This is a genomic window from Streptomyces sp. NPDC023157, assembly GCF_055560575.1.
The window spans coordinates 1,219,244-1,243,875 of record NZ_JBVHIL010000001.1 but is presented as its reverse complement, the minus strand read 5'-3'; the positions used below and the strand labels follow the sequence as shown (position 1 = coordinate 1,243,875).

Genomic DNA, 24,632 nt, shown 5'->3' with positions numbered 1-24,632 from the left:
GAACTGTGGGGGGTCGCGAATGGTACGGCGAATATCGGGTTGGGCGGTTTTCCTGAGACGTGGAAGGGCGACGGCCACTGCCGCCTCGGTGGCTCTCGCGACCGCGTTCACCCTGGTGGCGACGCTCGCGGATCCTTCGTTCACCGCCTTCGCCGCCGACAAGCCGCAGAACTACGCGGTGACCCCCGAGAAGGCCCGGCCGGTTCCCGTGACACAGGTCGAGGGACGCCCGGTCGCCCTCCCCAAGTCACCGCAGTGGGACCCGAGGAAGGCCCGCGTGGCCTGGCCCGCCGAGGCCACGGCCGAGGCATCCCTCGCCCCGGCCGGTGCGGGCCGGCGAGCCGCTGCCGTCCGCGCCGGCGCACTGCCCGTCTGGGTGGCTCCCGCGACAGCCGGGGCCAAGGATCCGGTCAGTCGCGTCAAGGTCCGCACCGCCGACCGCCGGCTCGCCGCCAAGGCGGGCATCGCCGGCCTCATCACCTCCGTCGCCCGCACCGACGGGGGTACCGGCGGGCGCGTACGCCTGACCGTCGGCTACCGGTCGTTCGCCGAGGCATACGGCGGTGACTGGGCCTCGCGGCTGCGCCTCGTGCAGCTGCCGTCGTGCGCCCTCACCACGCCGCAGCTCGCGGAGTGCCGCACGCAGACACCCGTGTCGTCGGTCAACGACGCCAAGGCGGGAACGGTCGCCGGAGACGTGCCGCTCGCGAAGGGCTCGTCCACCGCCACCGTCTTCGCCCTGCTCGGCCAGGCCACGGGCGGCGGCGGTTCGTACGCGGCCACCTCTCTCTCGCCTTCCGGCCAGTGGTCCGCCGGCGGCTCCACGGGGTCGTTCTCCTACACGTACCCGATCGGTCTGCCGGACGTACCCGGCAGCTTCAAGCCCGCCGTGGCCCTGAGCTACAACTCCCAGGGAGTGGACGGTCGCACGTCCTCCACCAACGCCCAGGCCTCCTGGATCGGTGACGGCTGGGACTACGCGCCCGGGTTCATCGAGCGCTCCTTCCGCTCCTGCGCCGACGACGCCGCGGGAGGCACGCCGAAGACCTCCGACCAGTGCTGGAACGGCGCGGCGCAGACGCTCACGCTCTCCCTCAACGGCGCCTCGAACACGCTCGTGTACGACGATGCCGCGAAGATCTGGCACCAGCAGAGCGACAGCCGCGAGAAGATCACCGTCAGGACCGACACGGTCAACGGCGACAACGACAACGAGTACTGGGTCGTCACCACCGCGGACGGCACCGACTACTACTTCGGCCGCAACCGGCTGCCCGGCTGGGCCACCGGGAATCCCACCACCAACTCGGTGTGGACCACCCCAGTCTTCGGCAACGACGCGAACGAGCCCTGCCACCAGTCCACCTTCGCCGCGTCGTCCTGCGCGCAGGCGTACCGCTGGAACCTCGACTACGCCGTCGACGACCACGGCAACGCGGTGAGCTTCTGGTACACACCCGAGACGGGTTACTACGGCAAGAACAACGCCACCACCCCCACCGCGTACACCCGTGGCGGTCAGCTGGCGAAGATCCAGTACGGCCAGCTCGATAACAAGGTCTACGACGCGGCGTCACCCGCGGCCGGCCAGGTGTTCTTCGACTCGGCCGAGCGGTGCCTGCCGGTGCCGAACGTCTTCGACTGCGCCGCTGCCAAACTCACCACCTCGCCGACGCGCTGGCCGGACGTACCCGCCGACCAGAACTGCGCGTCCACCGGCACGTGCAACAACCACGGGCCGTCGTACTGGACCACCAAGCGCCTCACGGGGATCCGCGCCCAGGTCCTGGTCGGCGCCGCCTACCAGAACGTGGATTCCTGGGCCCTGACCCACACCTTCCCTCCCACCGGCGACACGACGACCCCGTCGCTGTGGCTGAGCTCCATCACTCGTACGGGCCAGGTCGGGGGCTCCCTGTCACTGCCTGAGGTGACCTTCGAAGGGCAGGGCTTCGCCAACCGGGTCGACGGCCTCGACGGCTACCAGCCCATCACCCGCCAGCGCATGACCAAGGTCGTCAGCGAGTCGGGCGGCGTGACCACCGTCAACTACCTAACGGCTCAATGCCACCGCGCCGGAACGGTCGTGATGCCGCCGGGACCGGACAACAACACCCTGCGGTGCTATCCGTCGTACTGGACGCCGCCGGGCCAGACCTCTCCGCAGCTCGACTGGTTCAACAAGTTCGTCGTCAACACCGTGACCCAGCAGGACCCGTTCGGCGGCGGTCTGCCCGTCCAGACCTCGTACACGTACAACGGTGGTGCGGCCTGGCACTTCAACGACGACTCGCTCTCCGAGCCCAAGTACCGCACCTGGAACCAGTGGCGCGGTTACGGGCAGGTCGACGTGTCGATGGGCACGGCACCCGACCGGCTCACCCTGTCGCGGTCCGCGTACTTCCGAGGGATGAAGGGCGAGAAGCTCGGCTCCGGCACCTGGCCCGCCACGCTCACCAGCAGCACGGGCGGAGTGGCCGCCGACGACGAGGACGCGTTCGCCGGCCAGGTCTTCGAGACGCTCAGCTACAACGGAGCGGGCGGGGCGCGGCTCGCGAGCACCGTCACCAAGCCGGCGCTGGGCAAGGTGACCGCCACTCATGCACGTACCGCCGTAGGCCTGGACCCGCTCGTCGCCCGCCAGGCCCTCGATAACGAGTCCACCCGCACCACGACCACCAAGGCCGACGGCACCGACCGAGTCACCGAATCCGTCACGCACTACGACGCGGACGGCCTGCCCACCGCGGTCGACGACAAGGGCGACCTGTCCACGACGGCCGACGACAGGTGCAGCACCACCTGGTACGCCAAGGACGCCGCCGGCAACAGCCTCCCCCTGCCGCGGCGCATCCAGACCCTGTCGGTCAACTGCGATGCCACCGCGAAGTACCCGCAGGACCTGATCAGCAACGACCTGACCTTCTACGACGGCAAGACGGACAACCTGGCCCCGCCGACCTTGGGCGAGGTGACCATGGTGCAGAAGGCCGACTCCGTCGACGCGGCGGGAACGACGCACCCTGTCGCGACCTTCAAGGCGACCTACGACAGCTACGGCCGCCAGATCACCGAGACCGACGCCCGGGGCTACAACACCACGACCGCTTATACGGCCGCAACGGCGACCGCCCCGGCCACGATCAAGGTCACTCAGCCCAAGGTGACCGGACAGCTGGCCGGGTTCTCCACCACCTCGACGCTCGACGTGCGGAGCCTGGTCACCAAGGTGACGGACGCGGCCGGATACTCCACCACGACCGCCTACGACCCGCTCGGCCGCCTCACCGCGGTGTGGAAGCCCGGCTTCCCCACCAGCAACGGCGCGAACACCAAGTTCGCGTACAACCTGTCGCGCACTGGCGTGTCCACGGTCACCACCCAGACGCTCAACGACGACACGAGCTACCGCACCTCCATCAGCCTCTATGACGCGCTCCTGCGCGCCCGCGAGACGCAGACCGAGACGGTCGACGGCGGCCGGGTGATCACCGAGACCGTCTACGACACGCACGGCTGGCCGGTGAAGACCGCCGGTCCCTACTACGCGACCGGTCTTCCGTCCGGCATCCTCGAGTCCGCCCCCGACAACCAGGTCCCCACCCAGACCGGAACCGTCTACGACGGCGCGGGCCGCGTCACGGACGCCATCTCGTACACCCGCGCCACGGAGACCTGGCGCACGAAGTACGCGTACCCGGGCTCGGACCGCACTGACGTCACGCCGCCGGCCGGCTCCACGCCGACCACCACGTACGTCGACGCGCGGGGCGAGACCACCAAGCTGCAGCGCTACCACGGTCCGACGCCGACGGGCACCTTCAACGAGGTCACCTACACCTACGATTCGGCGGGCCGGCAGACCGGCCAGAACGACAAGCAGGGCCACGACTGGTCCAGTACGTACGATCTGCTCGGCCGTAAGACTTCCCAGACCGACCCGGACACAGGTACGACGCAGTCGACGTACGACGCGTCCGGGAACGTGCTGACCGTCACGGACGCGCGCGAGAAGCAGATCAGCTTCACGTACGACGAGATCGGCCGGAAGACCGCGCAGTACGACACCACCGGCGGCGTCGATCCCGCGCCGGCCAACCAGCTGGCCTCGTGGACGTACGACTCGCTGAAGAAGGGCCTGCCCACCTCGTCCACCAGCTACTCCGGCGGGCGGGCCTACACGGACAAGGTCCTCGGCTACGACTCCACCGGGCGGGTCACGGCCACCGCCCGGATCATCCCGGCGGAGGAGGGCGATCTCCAGGGCAGCTACCTCACGCAGAACCGCTACAACCTCACCGGCACGCTCGCCTCGTACACCGACACCGCGGCGGGGATGCTGCCGCAGGAGACGGTGAGCTACGACTACGACCGCTTCGGGCGGCAGAAGTCGGCCGGCAGCGAGTCGATGGCGGCGTCGCTGGACTGGACGCGGTTCGACGAGCCGCAGCAGTTCACCCTCGGCACGTCCGGCAACTTCGCACAGCAGACCCTTCAGTACGACGAGCAGACGCACCGGATCGCCAGCTCCTTCACCGTGGCCGCGTCCGGCACGAAGGTCGCCGACCGCACGACGTACGCCTACCAGCCGTCCGGCAACGTCACGAGCATCACCTCGGAGCCGGGGGACGGCACCACCGACACACAGTGCTTCCGTTACGACTGGGCCCAGCGGCTCACCGCGGCCTGGACGGGCACCGACGCCTGCGCGTCGACGCCGGCCTCCGGTGCCGCGGGCACGGTCTCGCAGACCGCGTCCTCGTACTGGCAGACCTGGACGTACAACGGCACGGGCAACCGGGAGACGCAGACCGACCACGCGCTGAACGGTGACGCGACGCAGAACACCGTCTCCACGTACGCGGAGCCGATGCCGGGGAAGGGCCCGGCGCACGCGGTCGCCTCGGTCAGCAGGGTCGCGCCGGGCGGGCCAGAGAACGAGCTGAACACCTCGTACACCTACGACGCGTCGGGCAACGTGGGGACCCGCACCAACCGGGCCGGGACCGACACCTTCACGTTCGACAACCAGGGCAGGCTTTCGGAGCTGGCCCGCACCGCGACGGGCACGTCCACCAAGTACGTGTACGACGCCGTCGGCAACCTGCTGATCCGCCGCGACGCCGACAAGACCGTGCTGTTCACCGGCGACCAGGAGCTCACGCTCAAGAGCGGAACGACGAAGGCCGAGGGCACCCGGTACATCGGGCTCGGCGGCCAGACAGTCGCGGTTCACACGGCTGACGCCGCGGGCGAACGGGTCGCCTACCTGGTCTCCGACCGGCAGGGCACGGGACAGCTCCAGATCGACGCCGCCTCGCAGACGGTCACCCGACGCCAGTACAAGCCGTTCGGCGAGAAGCGGACCGCGGCGGCGACCTGGCAGGGCAGCCGGGGCTACGTCGGTGGCCAGGAGGACGAAGCGACCGGCCTGGTCAATCTGGGCGCCCGCCAGTACGACCCGGCGGCCGGCCGCTTCCTCTCACCGGACCCGCTCCTCGACCCCGCCGATCCCGAGCAGTGGAACGCGTACTCCTACGCCAACAACAGCCCGGTCACCCTGAGCGACCCGGACGGCCTGTGCCCGAAGGACGGTGACGTCTGCGGCGTCCAGGGCCAGACACCTTCGAAGCCGCCCACCAAGCAGGAGATCGACGACTACAACAAGCAGAACAACGCCGCCAAGCCCGCCACCACCAGCAGCACCACGCACACCGACAGCGGCACCGCGAAGGCGGAGGCCGAGGCGGCGGAACGCTCCAAGGCCACGGCGGACGCGACGGCGGCCGCGGCCAAGAAGGAGCAGGAGGGCTTCAAGGACAAGATCGTCAACCTGGTCGCCGACCTGATCGGCATCACCGACGCCGTCAACTGCTTCACCAAGGGCGACGCGATGGCCTGCCTCAACACCGCGCTGAACGCGGTGCCGTGGGGCAAGGTCTTCAAGGCGATCAAGGTCGGCTACAAGGCCTTCAAGCTGTGGCGCTCCATGCGGAAGGCAGAGAAGGCGGTCAAGGAGGCCGAGGACGCGGCGGCCGCGGCGGCGGTGCTGGCCAGGGAGAAACGGGCACAGGCCGCGGCGGCGGAGGCGGAGGAGGCGGCGGCGGCGAAGGCACCGGCCTGCGCGACACACAGCTTCACCGGAGAGACACCCGTCCTGCTGGCCGACGGTACGACGAAGCCCATCTCGGCGATCGAGCCCGGTGACGAGGTCGCGGCAACAGATCCGCAGACGAACGTGTCGTCGGGCGAGCCGGTCGACCGGCAGATCGTCACGACCGACGACACCGAGTTCACCGACCTGTCGGTCGTCGCCTCGGAGGCTCCGAAATCGAAGCCGTCGAAGCTCACGACGACCTGGCACCACCCCTTCTGGAACGTCACCCAGCAGCGCTGGACAGATGCGAAGGACCTCACCCCCGGCACGGAACTGCGCCAGCCGGACGGCACCACCCTGAAGGTCGTCCATGCGCGGAACTACAACGCGCGTGCGATCACATATGACCTGACGGTCCGGACGATGCACACGTACTACGTGCTGGCCGATGCGGACCCGGTACTTGTTCACAACTGCCCCAAGGCCGGTGGACGGGGCTCTGAAGACCCGAGTGAGATTCCGGACGTTTTCGATCCGGACTCCGGGGGCTACGTCACCCCACAGGGCCGGGGTGTGCCGCTGGCGGAGCAGGGCACGTCCCGGCGTGCCGCGGAGGAGGTGAACGATCAGGCGGAAACACGCAGGAGTACGGTCGGCCGTGCTCCCGGTGTCGCGAAGCAGCTGGACAAAGCTGGGCCGCCTGGAACACATGGTCCCGCGGAAGCCGCCATCGTGGTGACCCTCGTGGGGGTGCGAGGGTGGCAGAGTCTCAGGAGGTGGTGGAATGTCCGACGGCAAGGTCCGTGACGATGCTCAAGCCGTTCTGAAGCAGTTCGCTACGGATGGGTACCTCACCTCGCTGAGTGTGTCCCGCGCTCAATGGGGCGTCTGGGACCGTGTGACTCCCGCATGGGTCGTCCTCTTCGGGTTGAAGGCCCTCCTCAGGCTTCGCTGGGAGGGCGGTGGACGGCGGGACGCGACCCTGGAGCCTTCCGGTCTGCTTTCGGGGCTCTCGGACGAGGAAGCGACTCAGCTGGTCGAGGCAATGCTGGGCGATCTCTCGGCCGCCCGCCGGGTCGTGGAGCGGGAGCTGCTCACGCTGGAGCGACTCGTCGCGTTCATGCATGCCGTGACCCGTGCGGAGTCCCTGTCCGATGACGAGGTCATGGAGATCCTTGGGTTCGGTGAGGAGGCTTGTCATCACGCCATGAGCTCCGGTGGCCTGGCCCTTGTGCCGAACCGGGGTGTGGACTGCGGCCCGTGGGACGCCGAGGAGGCGCATCGCGCCGTCGGCCCGCGAAAGGACCTGGGAGGGCTTCGAATTCTCGCGGAAGAAGGGACGCGGATTCACCCCATGCGCGCCGCTGATCACGTTGTAGCGGTCACATTGGTGAAGGGGAGGACAGCGATCCAATTGCAGGCCTTCTCCTCACCGCCGGAGACATGGGACTCGATCCGGGCGCAGATGCTTCGAACCCTGCGGGAGCAAGGAGGCACCGCAGGGGAGTGGGCGGGCGCCGCCGGGGTGGAGATCAGGGCCGTCACGTCGATGACGTCGTCATCTGGTCCGCGAGGCCGAAAGGATCTGAGGATTCTCGGCTGCGACGGCCCGGGATGGGTTCTGAGAGGCATCGTGAGCGGCACCGGTGCCGCCCGGGACAGCGGGGAGGGCTGGGCGTACCGGGCCTTCTCGGAGACGGTGGTCAGTCCGCGGGATGCCGCAGGGCAGGGCGGGGCAGCCATCAGGCTGCGGTGGCCGGCTGGTGATGTCTAAGGAGCGCAGGCCTTCGGGGGATTCGCGGGAGCAAGCGGAACCTCGGCGATCCTGACGCTTTGTCGACATGGGAACTGGCGTTGCGGGAGCCGAAGTTCCGGGTTTACGTCACAGTTGCATCGCCGCATGCAGGGCAACTCGTGATCTTTCGGGCATCGCACGCGCAACGACCTTGACTGGCCATCGGAAACTCGGAAGGGTGGCACGCGGCATGCGTGTAACTGGGGCGCGTGTGAACGGGGGCAGGTCCAGCGAGTCGCTTCGACCGTGCCCAGCCGTCCGAGCCCCGAGCGCAGCTCTACAGACGATTGAGCTACTGGGGGTAGCAGCCAGATGACGAAGAAGACGCGGGTTCGTGTCGCGCGCATAGCGGCCAGCGCCGTGATCGCCGCCGGCGCCTCGCTGACCGCGGCCGGTGCCGCGCAGGCCGTGGGTGTCAGCATCGGTTTCAGCTCCGAGGTCAACAGCGAGGACCCGGGTTGCGAGATCGACCCGACGCTCTGCCCGGAGCCGACGAAGACGACGGACCCCGAGCCGACGAAGACCACGGACCCGGAGCCCACCAAGACGACGGACCCGGAGCCGACGAAGACGACGGACCCCGAGCCGACGAAGACCACGGACCCGGAGCCCACCAAGACGACGGACCCGGAGCCGACCAAGACGTCGGACCCGGAGCCCACCAAGACGTCGAACCCCGAGCCGACCAAGACCTCGGAGCCGGGTCCGACCGACTCTCCGAAGCCGACCGGTCAGCCGTCGACGCCGGGTGACGGCGACAACGACAACGGCGCCGGCACCTGCACCGTCGACCTCGACGGTGCCGAGTGCGTGGACAACGGCACGGACACAAACAACGCCGGCTCGCAGCCCGTCGAGCAGGGCAAGGCCAAGGAGGAGCTGGCCGAGACCGGCGCCGCCGAGACCTCGTTCCTGATCATCGGCGCCGCGACCATGATCGCCGGTGGTATCGGCTTCCGTATGCTGCCGCGTCTCGTGGGTGGCGGGCGGACCGTCGCCTGATCGAGGCGTCGAGCTGTGAGGAAGGCCGGGGCGGATCGCTCCGGCCTTCTTCGCGTGGATCCGTTCCTACGCCCGCAGCGCCGCCAGCAACGCCATCGTCGCCACCAGGGCGATCACCAGGGTCAGGAGCATCGCCGGGGTCAGGCCGGTCGGCTGGGGCAGGCGGTCTCGGTTGGCGCGGCAGACGGGGCAGCGGCCTTCCGCGACGGGGGCCGCGCAGTTGGCGCACACCAGTCGGTCGTAGGTCATGCGCACTCCTCCTCCCGCGCGGGGATCCTTGTGATCCGCACGAGCCTGGTGATCTTTACGATCCTTCGACCCCTTACCAAGGAGAACGGTCCGGGCGTTCCGGGCGTTCCCCTACCACTGTGCCAGCTCCGGCGGTTTTCGGCGCGCCCCGCGAGAGAGCGTACCGAAGGGCGAAAAGGATAAAGCACACAAGTCCGGACCGCGACTGCGCGGGCCATCCCCGTTCGCGTATGGTCACGCACACCTACTCCCGGCCGACCGTGGTGCATCCGTGATTCGATTCGACAACGTCTCCAAGTCCTATCCGAAGCAGAACCGCCCCGCGCTCCGGGATGTGTCCCTGGAGATCGAGAAGGGGGAGTTCGTCTTCCTCGTCGGTTCCTCCGGCTCCGGAAAGTCGACCTTTCTGCGGCTGATCCTGCGCGAGGAGCGCACCAGCCAAGGCCAGGTGCATGTTCTGGGCAAGGACCTCGCCCGGCTGTCCAACTGGAAGGTGCCGCACATGCGGCGCCAGCTGGGGACGGTCTTCCAGGACTTCCGGCTGCTGCCGAACAAGACCGTCGCCGAGAACGTGGCCTTCGCGCAGGAGGTCATCGGCAAGCCGCGCGGCGAGATCCGCAAGGCCGTCCCCCAGGTGCTCGACCTGGTCGGCCTGGGCGGGAAGGAGGACCGCATGCCGGGCGAGCTGTCCGGTGGTGAGCAGCAGCGTGTCGCCATCGCGCGGGCCTTCGTCAACCGGCCGATGCTGCTGATCGCGGACGAGCCCACCGGCAACCTCGACCCGCAGACCTCCGTCGGCATCATGAAGCTGCTCGACCGGATCAACAGGACAGGGACCACCGTCGTCATGGCGACCCACGACCAGAACATCGTCGACCAGATGCGCAAGCGCGTGATCGAGCTCGAGAAGGGCCGTCTCGTCCGTGACCAGGCGCGCGGCGTCTACGGATATCAGCACTGAGCCGGTAGGGGATTCAGACACATGCGCGCTCAGTTCGTTCTGTCCGAGATCATGGTCGGTCTTCGGCGTAACCTGACGATGACCTTCGCCGTCGTCGTCTCCGTGGCCCTCTCGCTCGCCCTGTTCGGCGGTGCGCTGCTCATGCGCGAGCAGGTCAGCACGATGAAGGACTACTGGTACGACAAGGTCAACGTCTCCATCTTCCTCTGCAACAAGAGCGACGGGGCCACCTCGCCCAAGTGCGCCAAGGGCGCGGTCACCGCGCAGCAGAAGGAGCAGATCGAGGCCGATCTGAAGAAGATGGACATCGTCGAGTCGGTCCACCGCGAGTCCGCCGACGAGGCCTACAAGCACTACAAGGAGCAGTACGGCGACACGGCCATCGCCTCGGTCGTCACCCCGGACCAGATGCAGGAGTCCTTCCGGGTCAAGCTGAAGGACCCGGAGAAGTACAAGGTCGTCGCGACCGCCTTCGCCGGGCGGGACGGCGTCGAGTCCGTCCAGGACCAGCGGGGCATCCTGCAGAACCTGTTCGACCTGATGAACGGCATGAACGTCGTCGCGCTCTACGTGATGGCGCTGATGCTGGTCATCGCTCTGATCCTGATCGTCAACACGGTGCGTGTCTCCGCCTTCAGCCGGCGGCGTGAGACCGGCATCATGCGGCTGGTCGGCGCGACCAACTTCTACATCCAGATGCCGTTCATCATGGAGGCCGCCTTCGCCGGTCTCCTGGGCGGCGCCGTCGCCTCGGTGATGCTGCTGGTCGGGCGGTACTTCCTGATCGACCACGGCCTCGCGCTGGCCGACAAGATGGCGCTGGTCAACTTCATCGGATGGGACGCGGTGCTCTCCAAGCTGCCGCTGGTGATCGCCGTGGGGCTGCTGATGCCCGCCCTTGCCGCCTTCATCGCGCTGCGCAAGTACCTGAAGGTGTGACAGTCCACTCGGGGTGAGCCACATGGCGTCGTACGGCCAACAGCCGTACGGCGCCATTCGCTTGTCCTAGAGTGGGCCGCATGCGTGCCGGTGCCGGCCTCGAGTTCTGTCGACGGCCCCGCGGAGTTCTCCGTGGGGCCGCTTTGACGTTGGTCTTCGCCGGGGTGCTCGGTACGGCGGCGGCCACCGGCTCGCTGCCGCGCCGGGAGCAGGTCCGTGAGCTCCTGCCGGCCCCCGCGGCGACCCGTACGACCGTCGACCGGGCCGCGCTGGCCCGTGCCGCCGCCGAGGCCGTCGCCGACGGCAAGTCCGGCAAGAAGGCCGCCGAGGAGTTCGTCAGCCGCAGCGGCGACCGCTGGGGCGCGGTGTACGACAAGCACGAGTACGCCGAGTTCGAGCAGGCCCTCGACGGCGCCTACACGGGTGTCGGGCTCTCCGCCCGCAGGACAGCCCGCGACCGGGTCGAGATCAGCCGGATCCAGGGCGGCGGCCCCGCCGACCGGGCCGGGCTGCGCCCCGGCGACCTGCTCACCGCCGTCGACGGGCGCCCGGTCGCCGGCCTGTCCGTCTCCCAGGTCGTCTCGCTGCTGCGCGGCGAGGGCGTCTCCGGCTCCGAAGTCACCCTCGGCGTGGAGCGCGGCCGCGCCTCCTGGACGCAGCCCCTGCGCCGGGCCCGGCTCACCACCGACCCCGTCACCGTCCGCCGCCTCGACGACGGCACCGTACTGATCAGGGTGGCGGCCTTCACCAAGGGCACGGGGGAGCGGGTCCGGAAGGCCGTGCGCGCGGCGCCGTCCGGTGCCGGGGTCCTGCTCGACCTGCGCGGCAACGCCGGCGGGCTGCTCGCCGAGGCCGCGGTCGCCGCCTCCGCCTTCCTCGACGGCGGGCTCGTCGCCACGTACGACGTGGACGGCGAGCAGCGCGCGGTGTACGCGGAGGGCGGCGGCGACACCGTACGGCCGCTGGTGGCGCTGATCGACGGCGGCACCATGAGCGCGGCCGAGCTGCTGACCGGGGCCCTGCAGGACCGTGGCAGGGCCGTCACGGTCGGCTCCCGCACCTTCGGCAAGGGTTCGGTGCAGATGCCGAGCGCGCTGCCCGACGGTTCCGTCGCCGAGCTCACCGTCGGCCACTACCGCACGCCCGCCGGGCACGCGGTGGACGGCCGGGGCATCACGCCGGACCTCGCGGCGGGCGATCGGGCCGAGGAACGGGCCCGTACGGTATTGAGTGGCCTCGGAGGGGCCTCCTAGTGCGAAAATGAGCGCACTATGGCAAAGGGACTCGTCAACGTGCAGGGCAAGCCTGCGAAGAAGAACAGCCAGGACAAGGGGCCGGAGCGCAAGCTCATCGCGCAGAACAAGAAGGCGCGGCACGACTACCACATCATCGACACGTACGAGTGCGGTGTGGTGCTCATGGGCACCGAGGTCAAGTCGCTCCGGATGGGCAGGGCGTCGCTCGTCGACGGCTTCGTCCAGATCGAGGGCAACGAGGCCTGGCTCTACAACATCCACGTGCCCGAGTACATGCAGGGCAGCTGGACCAACCACTCGGCGAAGCGGAAGCGCAAGCTGCTGATGCACCGGGAGGAGATCGACAAGCTGGAGCAGAAGGCGTCGGAGACGGGTCACACGATCGTGCCCCTCGCCCTCTACTTCCTGGGCAGCCGGGTGAAGTGCGAGATCGCGCTCGCCAAGGGCAAGAAGGAGTACGACAAGCGGCAGACCCTGCGGGAGCAGCAGGACACGCGCGAGACCAACCGGGCCATCGCGGCGGCCAAGCGGCGTCAGCGCGCGAGCCAGGTGTAGTCGCCCGGGGTTAATACGCTGGCTACCGCGGGCCCCGGTCACGTACGATGGGTCCTGCACCTCACAGCGGGTGCGCGGTTTGAAAAATCAACATGGGGATGATCGGTTTCGACAGCGGATGTCGAAGCAGGGGAAGCGTGTCGAGGAAGCGGCAATGATCTCGTAAACCATATGTCGCAACCAATAATCGCCAACTCCAAGAGCGATAACTCCCGCTTCGCCCTCGCTGCCTAATTTTAGGTAACGAGTAGAAGCCTCTGTGAGGAGCGTCAGCCCGGGGGTGGTCCCGACCCGGATCCTGGCGTCATTTAGGGATCTAAACCTCTAGCCCCGGTCACGGGGGCCTGAGGGAAATCAAACAGTGACTGAGCCCGTTCCGGACTTGTCTGGGTGATCCGGAGGGCTGAGAAACTCGTACCAGACTGCACACGGAGAAGCCCTGTTTCTGCACCGTTGGACGCGGGTTCGATTCCCGCCATCTCCACTCATCCCATGTGGGCGAAGGCCCGGTGGTCGTGTCATACGACCGCCGGGCCTTCGTCATGCCCGGCCCCCCGCCGCCGGGGCCCGCGGGCGGTCCGCCCGGGTCACCAGGCAGAGCAGCAGGGCCAGGGCCGCCGCCGTGACCGGGGCCAGGAAGCCGTACGGGGGTGCCGGGGCGTGCTCGGCGAGCCAGCCGCCCGCGGCCGAGCCCGCCGCGATGCCGCCGAGCAGAGCCGTCACCGCCAGGGTCATGCCCTCGTTCAGGCGGTCCGGCGGGGTCAGCCGCTGGACCAGGGTCATGCCCGTGACCATGGTCGGGGCGATCGCCATCCCCGCCACCAGCAGCGCGCCCGCCAGCGTGAGCAGCGAGCCGGTGAGGGCCGCGAGCAGAGGGAGCGCCATCAGGGCCGTCAGCGCCGCCAGGCAGCCCGCGAGCCGGGGCGAGCGGCGGGCGCGCCCGTAGGCCAGGCCGGCCGCGCAGGAGCCCGCGGCCTGGAGGGCGAGGACCGGGCCCGCGGCCGGGCCGTCCACGTACGCCAGGGTGACGACCTCCATCGCGCCGAACACCGCACCGGTGGCCAGGAAGACCGCGAGCAGGGCCGGCACGCCGGGCGCGCGCACCGGGGAGCCGCCCGTGGCGCGCGGGGCGGCCGGCGGCTCGGTGGCGCGCTGCGCGGCGAAGAGCAGCACCCCGGCGAGGAAGAGGACGGCGGCGACCAGGGTGCCCGCCTCGGGGAAGAGCGCCGAGCAGAGGAAGGCGGCGAGCACCGGGCCGAGCATGAAGCACAGCTCGTCGGCGGCCTGCTCGAAGGCGTTGGCGGTGTGCAGGGCGTCCGGATCGTCCTTGAGCAGGTACGCCCAGCGGGCCCGGGACATGCCGCCGGTGTTGGGGGCGGTGGCGGTGAGCGCGGTCGTCACGAAGAGGGTCCAGGCCGGTGCCTGGGCGTGCGCGCAGAGCAGCAGGACGAGCCGGCCCAGGACCGCGTGGACGGTGGCGGGCACGGCGATCCGCGCCTGGCCGTACCGGTCGACCAGCCGGGCGATCCAGGGCGCGGTGAGCGCCCCGGCGCCCATGCCGACGGCGCCGACCGCACCCGCGAGGGCGTAGGAGCCGTACGCCCCGGCGATCATGACGAGGGCGCTGACGCCGAACATGCCCATGGGCAGCCGGGCGAGCAGGTTGCCCAGGGTGAAGGCGCGCGCGCCCGGGAGGGTGAGGAGGCGGAGGTAGGGGTTGATGGGCGCGGGGGGCGGGAGCCGGGTGACCGGGGCGGCGGGGGTGACCGGGACGGCGGGCGCCACCGGGACGGTGGCGGTGACCGGCATGGTGGGCGTGGCCGAGGCGCTGGGCGCCGCCCAGTGCGGGGTGGAGCGGGGGATCAAGGTGGGACCCGCGGGGGTCAGGATCAGATGCGGGTGCGGCATGGATCAAGGTTCGATTGGCATGGCCCTGGCGGTCCAACACCCTTTCGGGCCGCATTCACGCACTTCTGTTGTTGAATGCGGGGGTGAACACCTCCGGCGACCTCGACCCCCGGCTCCTGCGTTCTTTCGTCGCCGTCGCGGAGGAACTCCACTTCACCCGCGCCGCCGCCCGCCTCTACACCGCCCAGCAGGCCCTCAGCCGGGACATCCGGCGGCTCGAACGGGAGCTGGGCGCCGAGCTGTTCGTCCGCTCCACCCGGCAGGTCGCGCTCACCGCGGACGGCGAGCGGCTCGTTCCGTACGCGCACCGCGTCCTCACCGCGTACGCCGAACTCGCCGACGCCTTCCGCGGCGCGCCCCGCCCGCTCCTCGTCGACCTCAACAGCGCCGGTCTCGGGCATGAGCAGGTGATCCGCCGCGCCCGCGCGCTCGCCCCGCAGCTGGAGCTGATGGCCCGCTACGAGAGCGGCCTCACGGGTGCGGCGCGGGAGATCCTCGCCGGGCGGCTCGACGTCTCCTTCGGGCGGTACGGAGGGCTCGACCCCGTGCTGCGCGGGCGCCTGGAGGCGCAGTTCGTGCGGTACGAGCCGATGGCCGTGCTGCTCCCGGAGCACGATCCGCTCGCCGCGCTGCCCGAGGTCCCGCTCGGCGCCCTCGCCGGGCGGGACGTCTACGCGGGCGCGGGCAACGACCGGACACCCGAGTGGACCGAGCTCGCCGCGCGGCTCTTCGCCGGGCACGGCGTCCGGGTCGCGCCCCCCGCGCCGCTCGTCGTCGGGGTGGAGGAGTTCCGCCGGGTCATGGCCAAGTCCCCGACCCCGGTGCTCGCCGTGGTCGACTTCCCGCCGATGCCGGGCTGTGTGCTGCGGCCCCTCGTCGACCCCGTACCGCTGTCGCCGGTGAGCCTGGTGTGGCGCAAAGGGCTGCGGCACCCCGGGCTCGACGCCCTGCGCCGGGCCGCCGCCGAACTCGCCGCCGCCGAGGGCTGGCACGAGCGCCCGGCCGGGTCCTGGCTGCCGGACGGGGAGATCCTGGGGGCGCTCACAGCACCCCCGCGCTCCGGGTGAGAGCAAGGTTCCGTACCCGTCACCTCCCGCCTCCGCCCTGAAACGCGGCTTTTCTAGCGTCCCCGGAAAGGGACACGACACCGTGGAGGTACGACATGGGCGGCCGGTGGATCGAACGGTGGGAGCCGGAGGACGAGGCCTTCTGGCGCGAAGGGGGCGAGCGGATCGCCCGCAGGAACCTGTGGTTCTCCGTGCTCGCCGAGCACATCGGCTTCTCGGTCTGGAGCCTGTGGTCCGTCATGGTCCTCTTCATGGGCCCCGGGTACGGCGTCGACCCGGCCGGCAAGTTCTTCCTGATCGCGACCGCCACCCTGGTCGGCGCGTTCGTCCGCATCCCGTACACCTTCGCCGTCGCCCGCTTCGGCGGCCGCAACTGGACCGTCGCCAGCGCCCTGTTGCTGCTGCTGCCGACGGGCCTCGCCTACGCGGTGATGGAGCCGGGCACCTCGTACGGCACCTTCCTGCTCGTCGCCGCGCTCACGGGCGTCGGCGGCGGCAACTTCGCCTCCTCCATGACCAACATCAACGCCTTCTTCCCGCTGCGGAAGAAAGGCTGGGCGCTCGGCCTCAACGCGGGCGGCGGCAACATCGGCGTCCCCGTCGTCCAGCTCGTCGGACTCCTCGTCATCGGCACCGCCGGCGCCCTGCACCCGCGTCTCGTCCTCGGCGTCTACCTGCCGCTGATCGTCGTCGCCGCCCTGTGCGCCGCCCTGTTCATGGACAACCTCGCCCCCGTCAGGAACGACACCGGCGCCGTGCGGGAGGCCGTGACGGCCCGGCACACCTGGATCATGGCCTTCCTGTACGTGGGGACCTTCGGCTCCTTCATCGGCTACGGCTTCGCCTTCGGCCTGGTGCTCCAGACCCAGTTCGGGCGCACTCCGCTCCAGGCCGCCTCGCTCACCTTCATCGGCCCGCTGCTCGGCTCGCTGGTCCGGCCCCTCGGCGGCGCGCTCGCCGACCGGCACGGCGGCGCCCGCATCACCCTCGCGACCTTCGCCGCGATGGCCGCCGCCACCGGCGTCGTGATCCACGCCTCGCTCGACGGGTCCCTGACCGTGTTCCTCGTCGGCTTCATCGGGCTCTTCGCCCTCAGCGGGCTCGGCAACGGCTCCACGTACAAGATGATCCCCGCGATCTTCCTCGCCCAGGCGCACCGCGAGGGCCTCGCGGGCGAGGCGGCCGAGGCGTACGGGCGGCGCCTCTCCGGGGCCGCCATGGGGCTCATCGGGGCGGTCGGCGCGCTCGGCGGGCTCGGCATCAACCTGGCCTTCCGGCAGTCCTTCCTGACGGTCGGCAGCGGCACCGGCGCCTTCGTCGCCTTCCTCGCCTTCTACGCGGCGTGCATGGTGGTGACCTGGGCGGTATACCTTCGCCGGCCGGCCGGGACGGCTCCCGTGCCCGACACCGCCGACGGCGCCGCCGAGGAGCCGACGGCCCGGCTCGGATACGCCGAGGTGTGAGTCACCGTGGTCCCGCACGCCCGTAACGACCAGGAAATACGCGCGAACCGAGACCGACACGCGGCCCCGGCAGTCTCGGGCGGCATGGACGAGCAAGAGCGCGGCACGCCGGACCAGGGGCCCCTCGCCGGATTCACCGTCGGGGTCACGGCGGCACGGCGCGCGGACGAGCTGATCGCGCTGCTGCGCCGCCGCGGGGCGCACGTCGTCCACGGTCCCGCGCTGCGGATCGTGCCCCTCGCCGACGACGCCGAACTCCTCGCCGCCACCAAGGAGCTCATCGACCACGCCCCGGACGTCGTCGTCGCCACCACGGCGATCGGCTTCCGCGGCTGGGTCGAGGCCGCCGACGGCTGGGGCTGCGGCGACCGGCTCCTCGACGTGCTGGGCGGGGTCGAACTCCTGGCCCGCGGCCCCAAGGTGAAGGGCGCGGTCCGCGCGGCCGGGCTCACCGAGTCCTGGTCGCCGTCCTCCGAGTCGATGGCCGAGGTCCTCGACCGGCTGCTCGACGAGGGCGTCACGGGGCGCCGGATCGCCCTCCAGCTGCACGGGGAGCCGCTGCCCGGGTTCGTGGAGGCGCTGGAGGAGGCCGGGGCGCAGGTCGTCGTCGTGCCCGTCTACCGGTGGATGCCGCCCGAGGACACCGGGCCGCTCGACCGCCTCCTCGACGCCGTCGTCGCCCGCGCCCTGGACGCGGTGACCTTCACCAGCGCCCCCGCCGCCGCCTCGCTGCTGCGCCGGGCCGAGCAGCGGGGAGCGCTCGACGAACTGGTCGCGGCGCTGCGCCACGACGTGCTCGCGGTCTGCGTGGGCCCGGTGACGGCGCTCCCGCTCCAGGCGCTGGCCATCGACACGTACCAGCCCGAACGCTTCCGGCTCGGCCCGCTGGTCGGCCTGCTCTGCCGGGAGCTGCCGGCCCGGGCCCGGGCGCTGCCGGTGGCCGGGCGCCGGATCGAGATCCGGGGGCACGCGGTCCTCGTCGACGGCGCGCTGCGGCCGGTGCCGCCGGCCGGGATGGCGCTGCTCGGCCTGCTGGCCCGCCGCCCCGGCTGGGTGGTCGGCCGGGCGGAGCTGCTGCGGGCGCTGCCCGGGGCGGGGCGCGACGAGCACGCCGTCGAGACGGCGATGGCCCGGCTGCGGACGGCCCTCGGCGCGCCGAAGCTGATCCAGACGGTGGTGAAGCGCGGGTACCGGCTGGCGCTCGATCCGGTGGCGGACACGAAGTACGAGGCGTAGCGGGGTCCTTCGTACGGGGGACCCCGCCGTGCCCGCCACGGAGCGGGGGCCTTCGTACGGAAGACCCCGCCGCACCCCCTACGGAGCCGCCCTCAGCATCGGCGTCCGCTCGTGGGCCTTCTGGCGGCCCGGGCGGAACAGCATGATGATCAGCCGGGAGCCCGGGGCCGTGAGCGGCTGGGCGGCGCAGATCGTGACGTGGCCGGGGCCCAGCAGGGCGTGGTGGAGGGGGCGCTCGTCGCCGTCCGGGTGGATGTGGGCCCCGCCCGCCTCCCACAGCGGGCCGAGGTCGGGGTCGGCGCGGAGCTCGGTCTCGATCCGGCGCAGCGTGGCGTCCTCGGGGCGGACGGCGAGCGCGGCCCGCAGCTGGGGCAGGATCAGCGGCGCCCACACGGTCCGCCAGTCGAGCAGGGTGGTGTCGCGGGCCGACCGGTCCAGGAGCATCCAGCGCATCGTGTTGGCGGGGGCCAGGCCGCCCGGGTACATCTCGGCGAAGTGCCGGTTGTGGGCGAGGAGGTTCCAGGAGGCGTCGGTGATGTACGCCATGTGCCCGATGCCGTCCACGGCCTCCTGCCACACGCCGGGGACCTCCAGGCCGGAGGACGGGTGCAGCGGGCCGGGCGGGTCGCCGATGCCCGCGTACCGGCAGAGCGACACCCACTCCTGCTCGTTGAGGCCGAAGAGCCGGGCGATCTGGCGCAGGTAGTCGGCCGGCGGGTGGAGGTAGCGGCCGGTCTCCAGCCGGTTGTACGTGTCGACCGCGCGGCAGGTCAGCTCGTCGACCTGCTGCTGGGAGAGGCCGCGGGCACGCCGGCCGCGGCCGGTGGGCCGGGAGAGGCCGTGGGCCTCGGGCGCGATCAGCTCGCGGCGTTCGCGGAGGAGGGCCCGGAGCCCGGTCCTGTTCACGCGCCCCCTGAAAAGGTCAGTGCTTCATTTCCTAGGAAAAACGCTCCGTAGATAATAAACAGTTGAACATTGATGCTGTGGGGGCGTCCGCGCTGACCTGCGAGGACGCCTTCGGACGACCGGACGGTGCTTCCCCCGCGCCGCGCCGGTCCCGGCCGGCCCGGGCGGCTCCCCCGTACGCCCGGGCCGGCCCCCTTCGGGACCGTCTGGCACTCGGCCGGGCCCCCGGGACGTCAGGCCTGACACATGGCCCCTCGGTGGCGTACGCTCGACGGCTGCCCAGTGCACGTCAGAAGGGGGCCCCGGTGGCCGCGCAGGAAGCCGTCGACACGGTCAGAGACCGTGAGATCGGTGTCGAACAGGAACATCTGGATCAGGTCTACCGCCGCCTTGAGGAGAAGATCCACGAGGCCGAGTTCCTGATGAACGACGCCGCCCAGCGGGGCCAGGTCGGTACGCCCGGCGCGCTCGCCGAGCGCGACGCCCAGGTGTTCCGGGCCGGCATCCACCTCAACCGGCTCAACAACGAGTTCGAGGACTTCCTCTTCGGCCGGATCGATCTCCTCTTCGGCAAGGACGGGAAGAAGGGGCCCGACGGCGCCTACACCTCCGTCGAGCCCGCGGAGGACGCCGTACGGACCGAGGACGGCCGCCAGGTCGCCGACATCGGGGAGACCCTCCACATCGGCCGGATCGGCGTCCTCGACGCCGACTACTCCCCGCTCGTCATCGACTGGCGGGCGCCCGCCGCCGCCCCGTTCTACCGCTCGACCCCGGTGGACCCGGGCCGGGTGGTACGGCGCCGGGTCATCCGCTCCAAGGGCCGCCAGGTCCTCGGCGTCGAGGACGACCTCATGCGCCCCGAGCTGACCGCCACCCTCGACGGGCACGAGCTCCCCGTCATCGGCGACGGCGCGCTCATGGCCGCCCTCGGGCAGGCCCGCAGCCACACCATGCGGGACATCGTCGCCTCCATCCAGGCCGAGCAGGACCTGGTCATCCGCGCGCCCGCCGCCTCCGTCACGTACGTCGAGGGCGGCCCCGGCACCGGCAAGACCGCCGTGGCCCTGCACCGCGCCGCCTACCTGCTCTACCAGGACCGGCGCCGCTACTCGGGCGGCATCCTCATCGTCTCGCCGACCCCGCTGCTCGTCTCGTACACCGAGGGCGTGCTGCCCTCGCTGGGCGAGGAGGGGCAGGTCGCCATCCGCGCCCTCGGCTCCCTGGTCGACGGCGTCGAGGCCGACGCCTACGACGAGCCCTCCGTCGCCCGGATCAAGGGCTCCTCCCGGATGCTCGCCGTGCTGCGCAAGGCCGCGCGCGGCGCCCTGGAGAACCCGGCGCCGCGGGCCCAGCTCGCCTTCGGGGACCCGGACCCCGACCTCGACGAGGACGACGCCGACGAGGCCGGTCCCGGTGTCGTGGCCGGTACGCCCACCCTGCTGCGGGTCGTCGCCTTCGGCCGGCGCCTGGAGCTCGGCCCCGAGGACCTCAAGCGCATCCGCCACAACGTCCTCGGCGGCACCGCCCCCGTCAACCTGCTGCGCCCCCGGGCCCGCCGGCTGCTGCTCGACGCCCTGTACGCCAGGTCCGGCGCGGTCGGCCGGCACAGCGACCCCGAACTCGCCGCCGAGCTGCGCTCCTCCTTCGACGAGGACGTGTCGACGGAGGACTCGTTCCTCGGCTTCCTCGACGCCTGGTGGCCCGAGCTCACCCCGCGCGGGGTCCTCGACGCCATGAGCGACGAGCGGCGGCTCGGCCGCTGGGCCCGCCGGATCCTCAACCCGGGCGAGGTGCGCCGCCTCGCCCGCTCGCTGCGCCGCCCGGGGCTCTCGGTGCACGACGTGGCCCTGCTCGACGAGCTGTCCACGCTCCTCGGGGCGCCGGCCCGGCCGCGCAGGAAGCGGGAGTACGACCCGCTGGACCAGCTCACCGGTCTGGAGGAGCTGATGCCCGTACGGGAGGAGACCCAGCGGGAGCGGGCCGAGCGCCTCGCGGCCGAGCGGACCGAGTACGCGCACGTCATCGTCGACGAGGCGCAGGACCTCACGCCCATGCAGTGGCGGATGGTCGGCCGCCGCGGCCGGCACGCCACCTGGACGGTCGTCGGCGACCCGGCGCAGTCCTCCTGGTCCGACCCGGACGAGGCGGCCGCGGCCCGCGACGAGGCCCTCGGCAGCCGGCCGCGGCGCCGTTTCGAGCTCACCGTGAACTACCGCAACCCGGCGGAGATCGCCGAGCTCGCCGCGAAGGTGCTCGCGCTCGCCATGCCCGGCAAGGAGTCCCCGCGCGCGGTGCGCTCCACGGGCATCGAGCCCCGCTTCGTACCGGTCCCCCAGGCCGCCGAGAAGCCCGAGAAGGGCGCTCTGGCCGAAACCGTACGGTCGGAGGCCGAACGACTCCTCGCACAGGTGGACGGAACGGTCGGCGTGGTCGTCGCGATGAACCGGCGCGCGGAGGCAGCCCGCTGGCTCGCCGGGCTCGGCGACCGGGTGGTGGCGCTCGGCTCCCTGGAGGCGAAGGGCCTGGAGTACGACGCCACGGTGGTGGTCTCGCCCGCGGAGATCGCGGACGAGTCGCCGGCCGGCCTGCGGGTGCTCTACGTGGCGCTCACCCGCTCCACGCAGGCGCTCACGGTGGTCTCGGGCGCCCGTGACCTGCCGGACGAGGACGGGGTGCCGGACCTGCTGCGGGACTGAGGCCGGGGGCGGGCCCGCAGGGCCGGTCGGGGCTCATTTCCGGTCAACTCGTGCCGCAGGAATCACTTGCCAGGGTGGTTTGTTAGCCTTGTCGTGGCACCGGCTCGATCCAAGCCCCCGGGCCCAACCTTCGTCCCTCAGAGGGACCACTTGCCGCGAGGCGAGCATGGCGGGTCGGTGCCGCTTACTTGTAGAGGTCCTCGTCGCCTTCGGGTGACGGGGACCTCTTCCGTTTCCGCGGTTCTCTTCTGTTTCCGGTGCGTCTCTCGTATGGTGGAAAGTACTTTCCGAAAACGAAACGACCGTATTACCTGCTACCCGCAGGTAGGTGCGACGATCGGAGGGCGTCGCCGGGCGAACCAGCCGGTGCGGCGTAGCAAAGAAGCCAGGGAAAGCAGAGGAACACGGACATGGCAACGGCGCCCAGCGTCTCGTACTCGATGACGGTCCGGCTCGAGGTGCCCGCGAGCGGCACCGCGGTCTCCCAGCTCACGACGGCCGTCGAGACCCACGGCGGTTCGGTGACCGGCCTCGACGTGACCGCCTCCGGCCACGAGAAGCTGCGGATCGACGTCACCATCGCCGCCACCTCCACCGCGCACGCCGACGAGATCGTCCAGCAGCTGCGCGGCATCGAGGGCGTCGTGCTCGGCAAGGTCTCCGACCGTACGTTCCTGATGCACCTCGGCGGCAAGATCGAGATGGCGTCCAAGCACCCCATCCGCAACCGCGACGACCTCTCGATGATCTACACCCCGGGCGTCGCCCGCGTGTGCATGGCGATCGCCGAGAACCCCGAGGACGCCCGCCGCCTCACCATCAAGCGCAACTCCGTCGCAGTCGTGACGGACGGCTCCGCCGTCCTCGGCCTCGGCAACATCGGCCCCAAGGCCGCCCTGCCCGTCATGGAGGGCAAGGCCGCCCTCTTCAAGCGCTTCGCGGGCATCGACGCCTGGCCGCTCTGCCTGGACACCCAGGACACCGACGCCATCGTGGAGATCGTCAAGGCCATCGCCCCCGGCTTCGCGGGCATCAACCTGGAGGACATCTCGGCGCCGCGCTGCTTCGAGATCGAGGCCCGGCTGCGCGAGGCCCTGGACATCCCGGTCTTCCACGACGACCAGCACGGCACCGCGATCGTCGTGCTCGCCTCGCTGACCAACGCCCTGCGCGTGGTGGGCAAGGGCATCGGTGACGTACGGGTCGTCATGTCCGGTGCGGGCGCGGCCGGTACGGCCATCCTCAAGCTGCTCATCGCGGCCGGCGTGAAGCACGCGGTCGTCGCCGACATCCACGGCGTCGTGCACGCGGGCCGCGAGGACCTGGTGGACGCCGAGCCGGACTCGCCGCTGCGCTGGATCGCCGACAACACCAACCCGGAGGGCGTCACCGGCACCCTCAAGGAGGCCGTCGTCGGCGCGGACGTCTTCATCGGCGTCTCGGCCCCCAACGTGCTCGGCGCGGCCGACGTGGCCGCCATGGCGGAGGACGCGATCGTGTTCGCGCTCGCGAACCCGGACCCCGAGGTGGACCCGGCGATCGCCCGTCAGACCGCCGCCGTCGTGGCCACCGGCCGCTCGGACTTCCCCAACCAGATCAACAACGTGCTGGTCTTCCCGGGCGTCTTCCGCGGTCTCCTGGACGCCCAGTCCCGGACGGTCAACACCGAGATGATGCTGGCCGCCGCCAGCGCCCTCGCGGACGTCGTCACCGAGGACGAGCTGAACCCGAACTACATCATCCCGTCGGTCTTCAACGACAAGGTCGCCGGCGCGGTGGCCGGCGCGGTGCGCAACGCGGCGAAGGCGGCGGGCGCGGGCGCCTGAGCCCCTCGGGAGCGGCCGCTGCGTGTCGCGGTCGCCGCTCCCCAAACCCGCCTTTAGGGTGGTAGTTCGGCTCCGCACGGTCCGCGCGGAGTCGACGTTACGTCACCACCAGGGAACTCCGGCGTCTTTCGTGTGACCCATGAGGGTGCCGGAGGGGTGCCGGATTGGCGTTCCCGCCGCTGGTGGGGGCAGGATGCGTGTTTGGGCGCGAGGGTCTGTCAGCAGACCCGGGTCCGGGGACTGTCCGAGGGCCCTGGCAGCATCGGCTTCGATCTCACGCCTCACAGGCAAGAAAGACACGGGAGTAACAACATGAACCGCAGTGAGCTGGTGGCCGCCCTGGCCGACCGTGCCGAGGTGACCCGCAAGGACGCCGACGCCGTTCTGGCCGCGCTCGCCGAGACCGTCGGCGAGGTCGTCGCCAAGGGTGACGAGAAGGTCACCATCCCCGGCTTCCTGACCTTCGAGCGCACCCACCGTGCCGCTCGCACCGCTCGTAACCCGCAGACCGGCGACCCGATCAACATCCCGGCCGGCTACAGCGTGAAGGTCTCCGCGGGCTCGAAGCTCAAGGAAGCCGCCAAGGGCAAGTAAGGCAAGCGGCCTCCGGGCAGCTTGGTCCCAGGCCGCTGAAGCGGCCTGAGGCAGCGAAAAGGGCGGCCACCCTGTCAGG

General features: G+C 70.9%; 16 protein-coding genes and 1 other RNA gene. 14 read left to right on the top strand and 3 right to left on the bottom strand.

Annotated features, from left to right (window positions below; all coding sequences use genetic code 11):
- The first annotated feature begins 88 nt into the window (after positions 1-88).
- The 3 genes from ACZ3ZE_RS05625 (at position 89) to ACZ3ZE_RS05615 (ending at position 8,894) form a co-directional block, all read left to right on the top strand.
- Positions 89-6,904: an RHS repeat-associated core domain-containing protein gene (locus ACZ3ZE_RS05625; protein ID WP_467257462.1), complete on the top strand. Its 6,816-nt coding sequence runs from the start codon at positions 89-91 to the stop codon at positions 6,902-6,904.
- Complete coding sequence (locus ACZ3ZE_RS05620) at positions 6,882-7,871, top strand: DUF3710 domain-containing protein (RefSeq protein WP_442304385.1); 990 nt, start codon at positions 6,882-6,884, stop codon at positions 7,869-7,871. The genes ACZ3ZE_RS05625 and ACZ3ZE_RS05620 overlap by 23 nt, the downstream gene beginning before the upstream one ends.
- A gap of 333 nt (positions 7,872-8,204) precedes the next feature.
- Positions 8,205-8,894, top strand: a complete 690-nt coding sequence (locus tag ACZ3ZE_RS05615) for a hypothetical protein (protein WP_361629932.1) — start codon at positions 8,205-8,207, stop codon at positions 8,892-8,894.
- A 66-nt stretch (positions 8,895-8,960) separates the two neighbouring features.
- Here the strand turns inward: ACZ3ZE_RS05615 and ACZ3ZE_RS05610 are convergent, their stop codons facing one another.
- Entirely contained in the window at positions 8,961-9,143 is a 183-nt protein-coding gene (locus ACZ3ZE_RS05610; protein ID WP_361179561.1) for a hypothetical protein, read from the bottom strand.
- Positions 9,144-9,414: 271 nt separating this feature from the next.
- Between ACZ3ZE_RS05610 and ftsE the strand changes: the two genes are divergently transcribed.
- From ftsE to ssrA, 5 genes are all read left to right on the top strand, one after another.
- Positions 9,415-10,104 (top strand): cell division ATP-binding protein FtsE, encoded by a 690-nt coding sequence (gene ftsE, locus ACZ3ZE_RS05605; protein ID WP_046910798.1) that lies wholly within the window; start codon positions 9,415-9,417, stop codon positions 10,102-10,104.
- Positions 10,105-10,125: 21 nt separating this feature from the next.
- Positions 10,126-11,043: a permease-like cell division protein FtsX gene (gene ftsX, locus ACZ3ZE_RS05600; protein ID WP_361179564.1), complete on the top strand. Its 918-nt coding sequence runs from the start codon at positions 10,126-10,128 to the stop codon at positions 11,041-11,043.
- Between the two features lie 80 nt (positions 11,044-11,123).
- On the top strand, positions 11,124-12,296 hold the full coding sequence (locus ACZ3ZE_RS05595) for a S41 family peptidase (protein WP_361179566.1): 1,173 nt from the start codon (positions 11,124-11,126) through the stop codon (positions 12,294-12,296).
- A gap of 18 nt (positions 12,297-12,314) precedes the next feature.
- Positions 12,315-12,854: an SsrA-binding protein SmpB gene (gene smpB, locus ACZ3ZE_RS05590; RefSeq protein WP_361179568.1), complete on the top strand. Its 540-nt coding sequence runs from the start codon at positions 12,315-12,317 to the stop codon at positions 12,852-12,854.
- A 94-nt stretch (positions 12,855-12,948) separates the two neighbouring features.
- Positions 12,949-13,341, top strand: a transfer-messenger RNA (tmRNA) gene (gene ssrA, locus ACZ3ZE_RS05585).
- 53 nt (positions 13,342-13,394) lie between these two features.
- On the opposite strand, the gene ACZ3ZE_RS05580 is transcribed toward ssrA, so the two are convergent.
- Entirely contained in the window at positions 13,395-14,762 is a 1,368-nt protein-coding gene (locus ACZ3ZE_RS05580; RefSeq protein ID WP_467257460.1) for an MFS transporter, read from the bottom strand.
- An 83-nt stretch (positions 14,763-14,845) separates the two neighbouring features.
- Here ACZ3ZE_RS05580 and ACZ3ZE_RS05575 point away from each other — a divergent pair, with 83 nt between their 5' ends.
- From ACZ3ZE_RS05575 to ACZ3ZE_RS05565, 3 genes are all read left to right on the top strand, one after another.
- Positions 14,846-15,829 (top strand): LysR family transcriptional regulator, encoded by a 984-nt coding sequence (locus ACZ3ZE_RS05575; protein ID WP_361179572.1) that lies wholly within the window; start codon positions 14,846-14,848, stop codon positions 15,827-15,829.
- A 95-nt stretch (positions 15,830-15,924) separates the two neighbouring features.
- A complete protein-coding gene (locus tag ACZ3ZE_RS05570; protein ID WP_361179575.1) occupies positions 15,925-17,292 on the top strand; it encodes a nitrate/nitrite transporter in 1,368 nt (455 codons plus the stop codon).
- Between the two features lie 84 nt (positions 17,293-17,376).
- Complete coding sequence (locus tag ACZ3ZE_RS05565) at positions 17,377-18,528, top strand: uroporphyrinogen-III synthase (RefSeq protein ID WP_361179577.1); 1,152 nt, start codon at positions 17,377-17,379, stop codon at positions 18,526-18,528.
- A gap of 78 nt (positions 18,529-18,606) precedes the next feature.
- Here ACZ3ZE_RS05565 and ACZ3ZE_RS05560 read toward each other — a convergent pair whose 3' ends face one another.
- Positions 18,607-19,434, bottom strand: coding sequence for an MmyB family transcriptional regulator (locus ACZ3ZE_RS05560; protein WP_361179579.1), 828 nt, complete (start codon positions 19,432-19,434; stop codon positions 18,607-18,609).
- Positions 19,435-19,739: 305 nt separating this feature from the next.
- On the opposite strand from ACZ3ZE_RS05560, the gene ACZ3ZE_RS05555 reads away from it, so the two are divergent.
- The 3 genes from ACZ3ZE_RS05555 to ACZ3ZE_RS05545 all read left to right on the top strand — a co-directional run bounded on the left by ACZ3ZE_RS05555 (position 19,740) and on the right by ACZ3ZE_RS05545 (position 24,553).
- Positions 19,740-22,133, top strand: coding sequence for a HelD family protein (locus ACZ3ZE_RS05555; protein WP_361179581.1), 2,394 nt, complete (start codon positions 19,740-19,742; stop codon positions 22,131-22,133).
- Between the two features lie 410 nt (positions 22,134-22,543).
- A complete protein-coding gene (locus ACZ3ZE_RS05550; protein WP_361629938.1) occupies positions 22,544-23,959 on the top strand; it encodes an NAD-dependent malic enzyme in 1,416 nt (471 codons plus the stop codon).
- Positions 23,960-24,271: 312 nt separating this feature from the next.
- Positions 24,272-24,553: an HU family DNA-binding protein gene (locus tag ACZ3ZE_RS05545; protein ID WP_017237029.1), complete on the top strand. Its 282-nt coding sequence runs from the start codon at positions 24,272-24,274 to the stop codon at positions 24,551-24,553.
- Positions 24,554-24,632: the final 79 nt, after the last annotated feature.

What these genes read in the sequence shown, in the direction of transcription:
- ACZ3ZE_RS05565 (WP_361179577.1), top strand. Translation starts at nt 17,377, where the DNA reads ATGGACGAGCAAGAGCGCGGCACGCCGGACCAGGGGCCCCTCGCCGGA.
- ftsX (WP_361179564.1), top strand. Translation starts at nt 10,126, where the DNA reads ATGCGCGCTCAGTTCGTTCTGTCCGAGATCATGGTCGGTCTTCGGCGT.
- ACZ3ZE_RS05570 (WP_361179575.1), top strand. Translation starts at nt 15,925, where the DNA reads ATGGGCGGCCGGTGGATCGAACGGTGGGAGCCGGAGGACGAGGCCTTC.
- ACZ3ZE_RS05595 (WP_361179566.1), top strand. Translation starts at nt 11,124, where the DNA reads ATGCGTGCCGGTGCCGGCCTCGAGTTCTGTCGACGGCCCCGCGGAGTT.
- smpB (WP_361179568.1), top strand. Translation starts at nt 12,315, where the DNA reads ATGGCAAAGGGACTCGTCAACGTGCAGGGCAAGCCTGCGAAGAAGAAC.
- ACZ3ZE_RS05545 (WP_017237029.1), top strand. Translation starts at nt 24,272, where the DNA reads ATGAACCGCAGTGAGCTGGTGGCCGCCCTGGCCGACCGTGCCGAGGTG.
- ACZ3ZE_RS05610 (WP_361179561.1), bottom strand. Translation starts at nt 9,143, where the DNA reads ATGACCTACGACCGACTGGTGTGCGCCAACTGCGCGGCCCCCGTCGCG.
- ACZ3ZE_RS05620 (WP_442304385.1), top strand. Translation starts at nt 6,882, where the DNA reads ATGTCCGACGGCAAGGTCCGTGACGATGCTCAAGCCGTTCTGAAGCAG.
- ACZ3ZE_RS05615 (WP_361629932.1), top strand. Translation starts at nt 8,205, where the DNA reads ATGACGAAGAAGACGCGGGTTCGTGTCGCGCGCATAGCGGCCAGCGCC.
- ACZ3ZE_RS05550 (WP_361629938.1), top strand. Translation starts at nt 22,544, where the DNA reads ATGGCAACGGCGCCCAGCGTCTCGTACTCGATGACGGTCCGGCTCGAG.
- ACZ3ZE_RS05580 (WP_467257460.1), bottom strand. Translation starts at nt 14,762, where the DNA reads ATGCCGCACCCGCATCTGATCCTGACCCCCGCGGGTCCCACCTTGATC.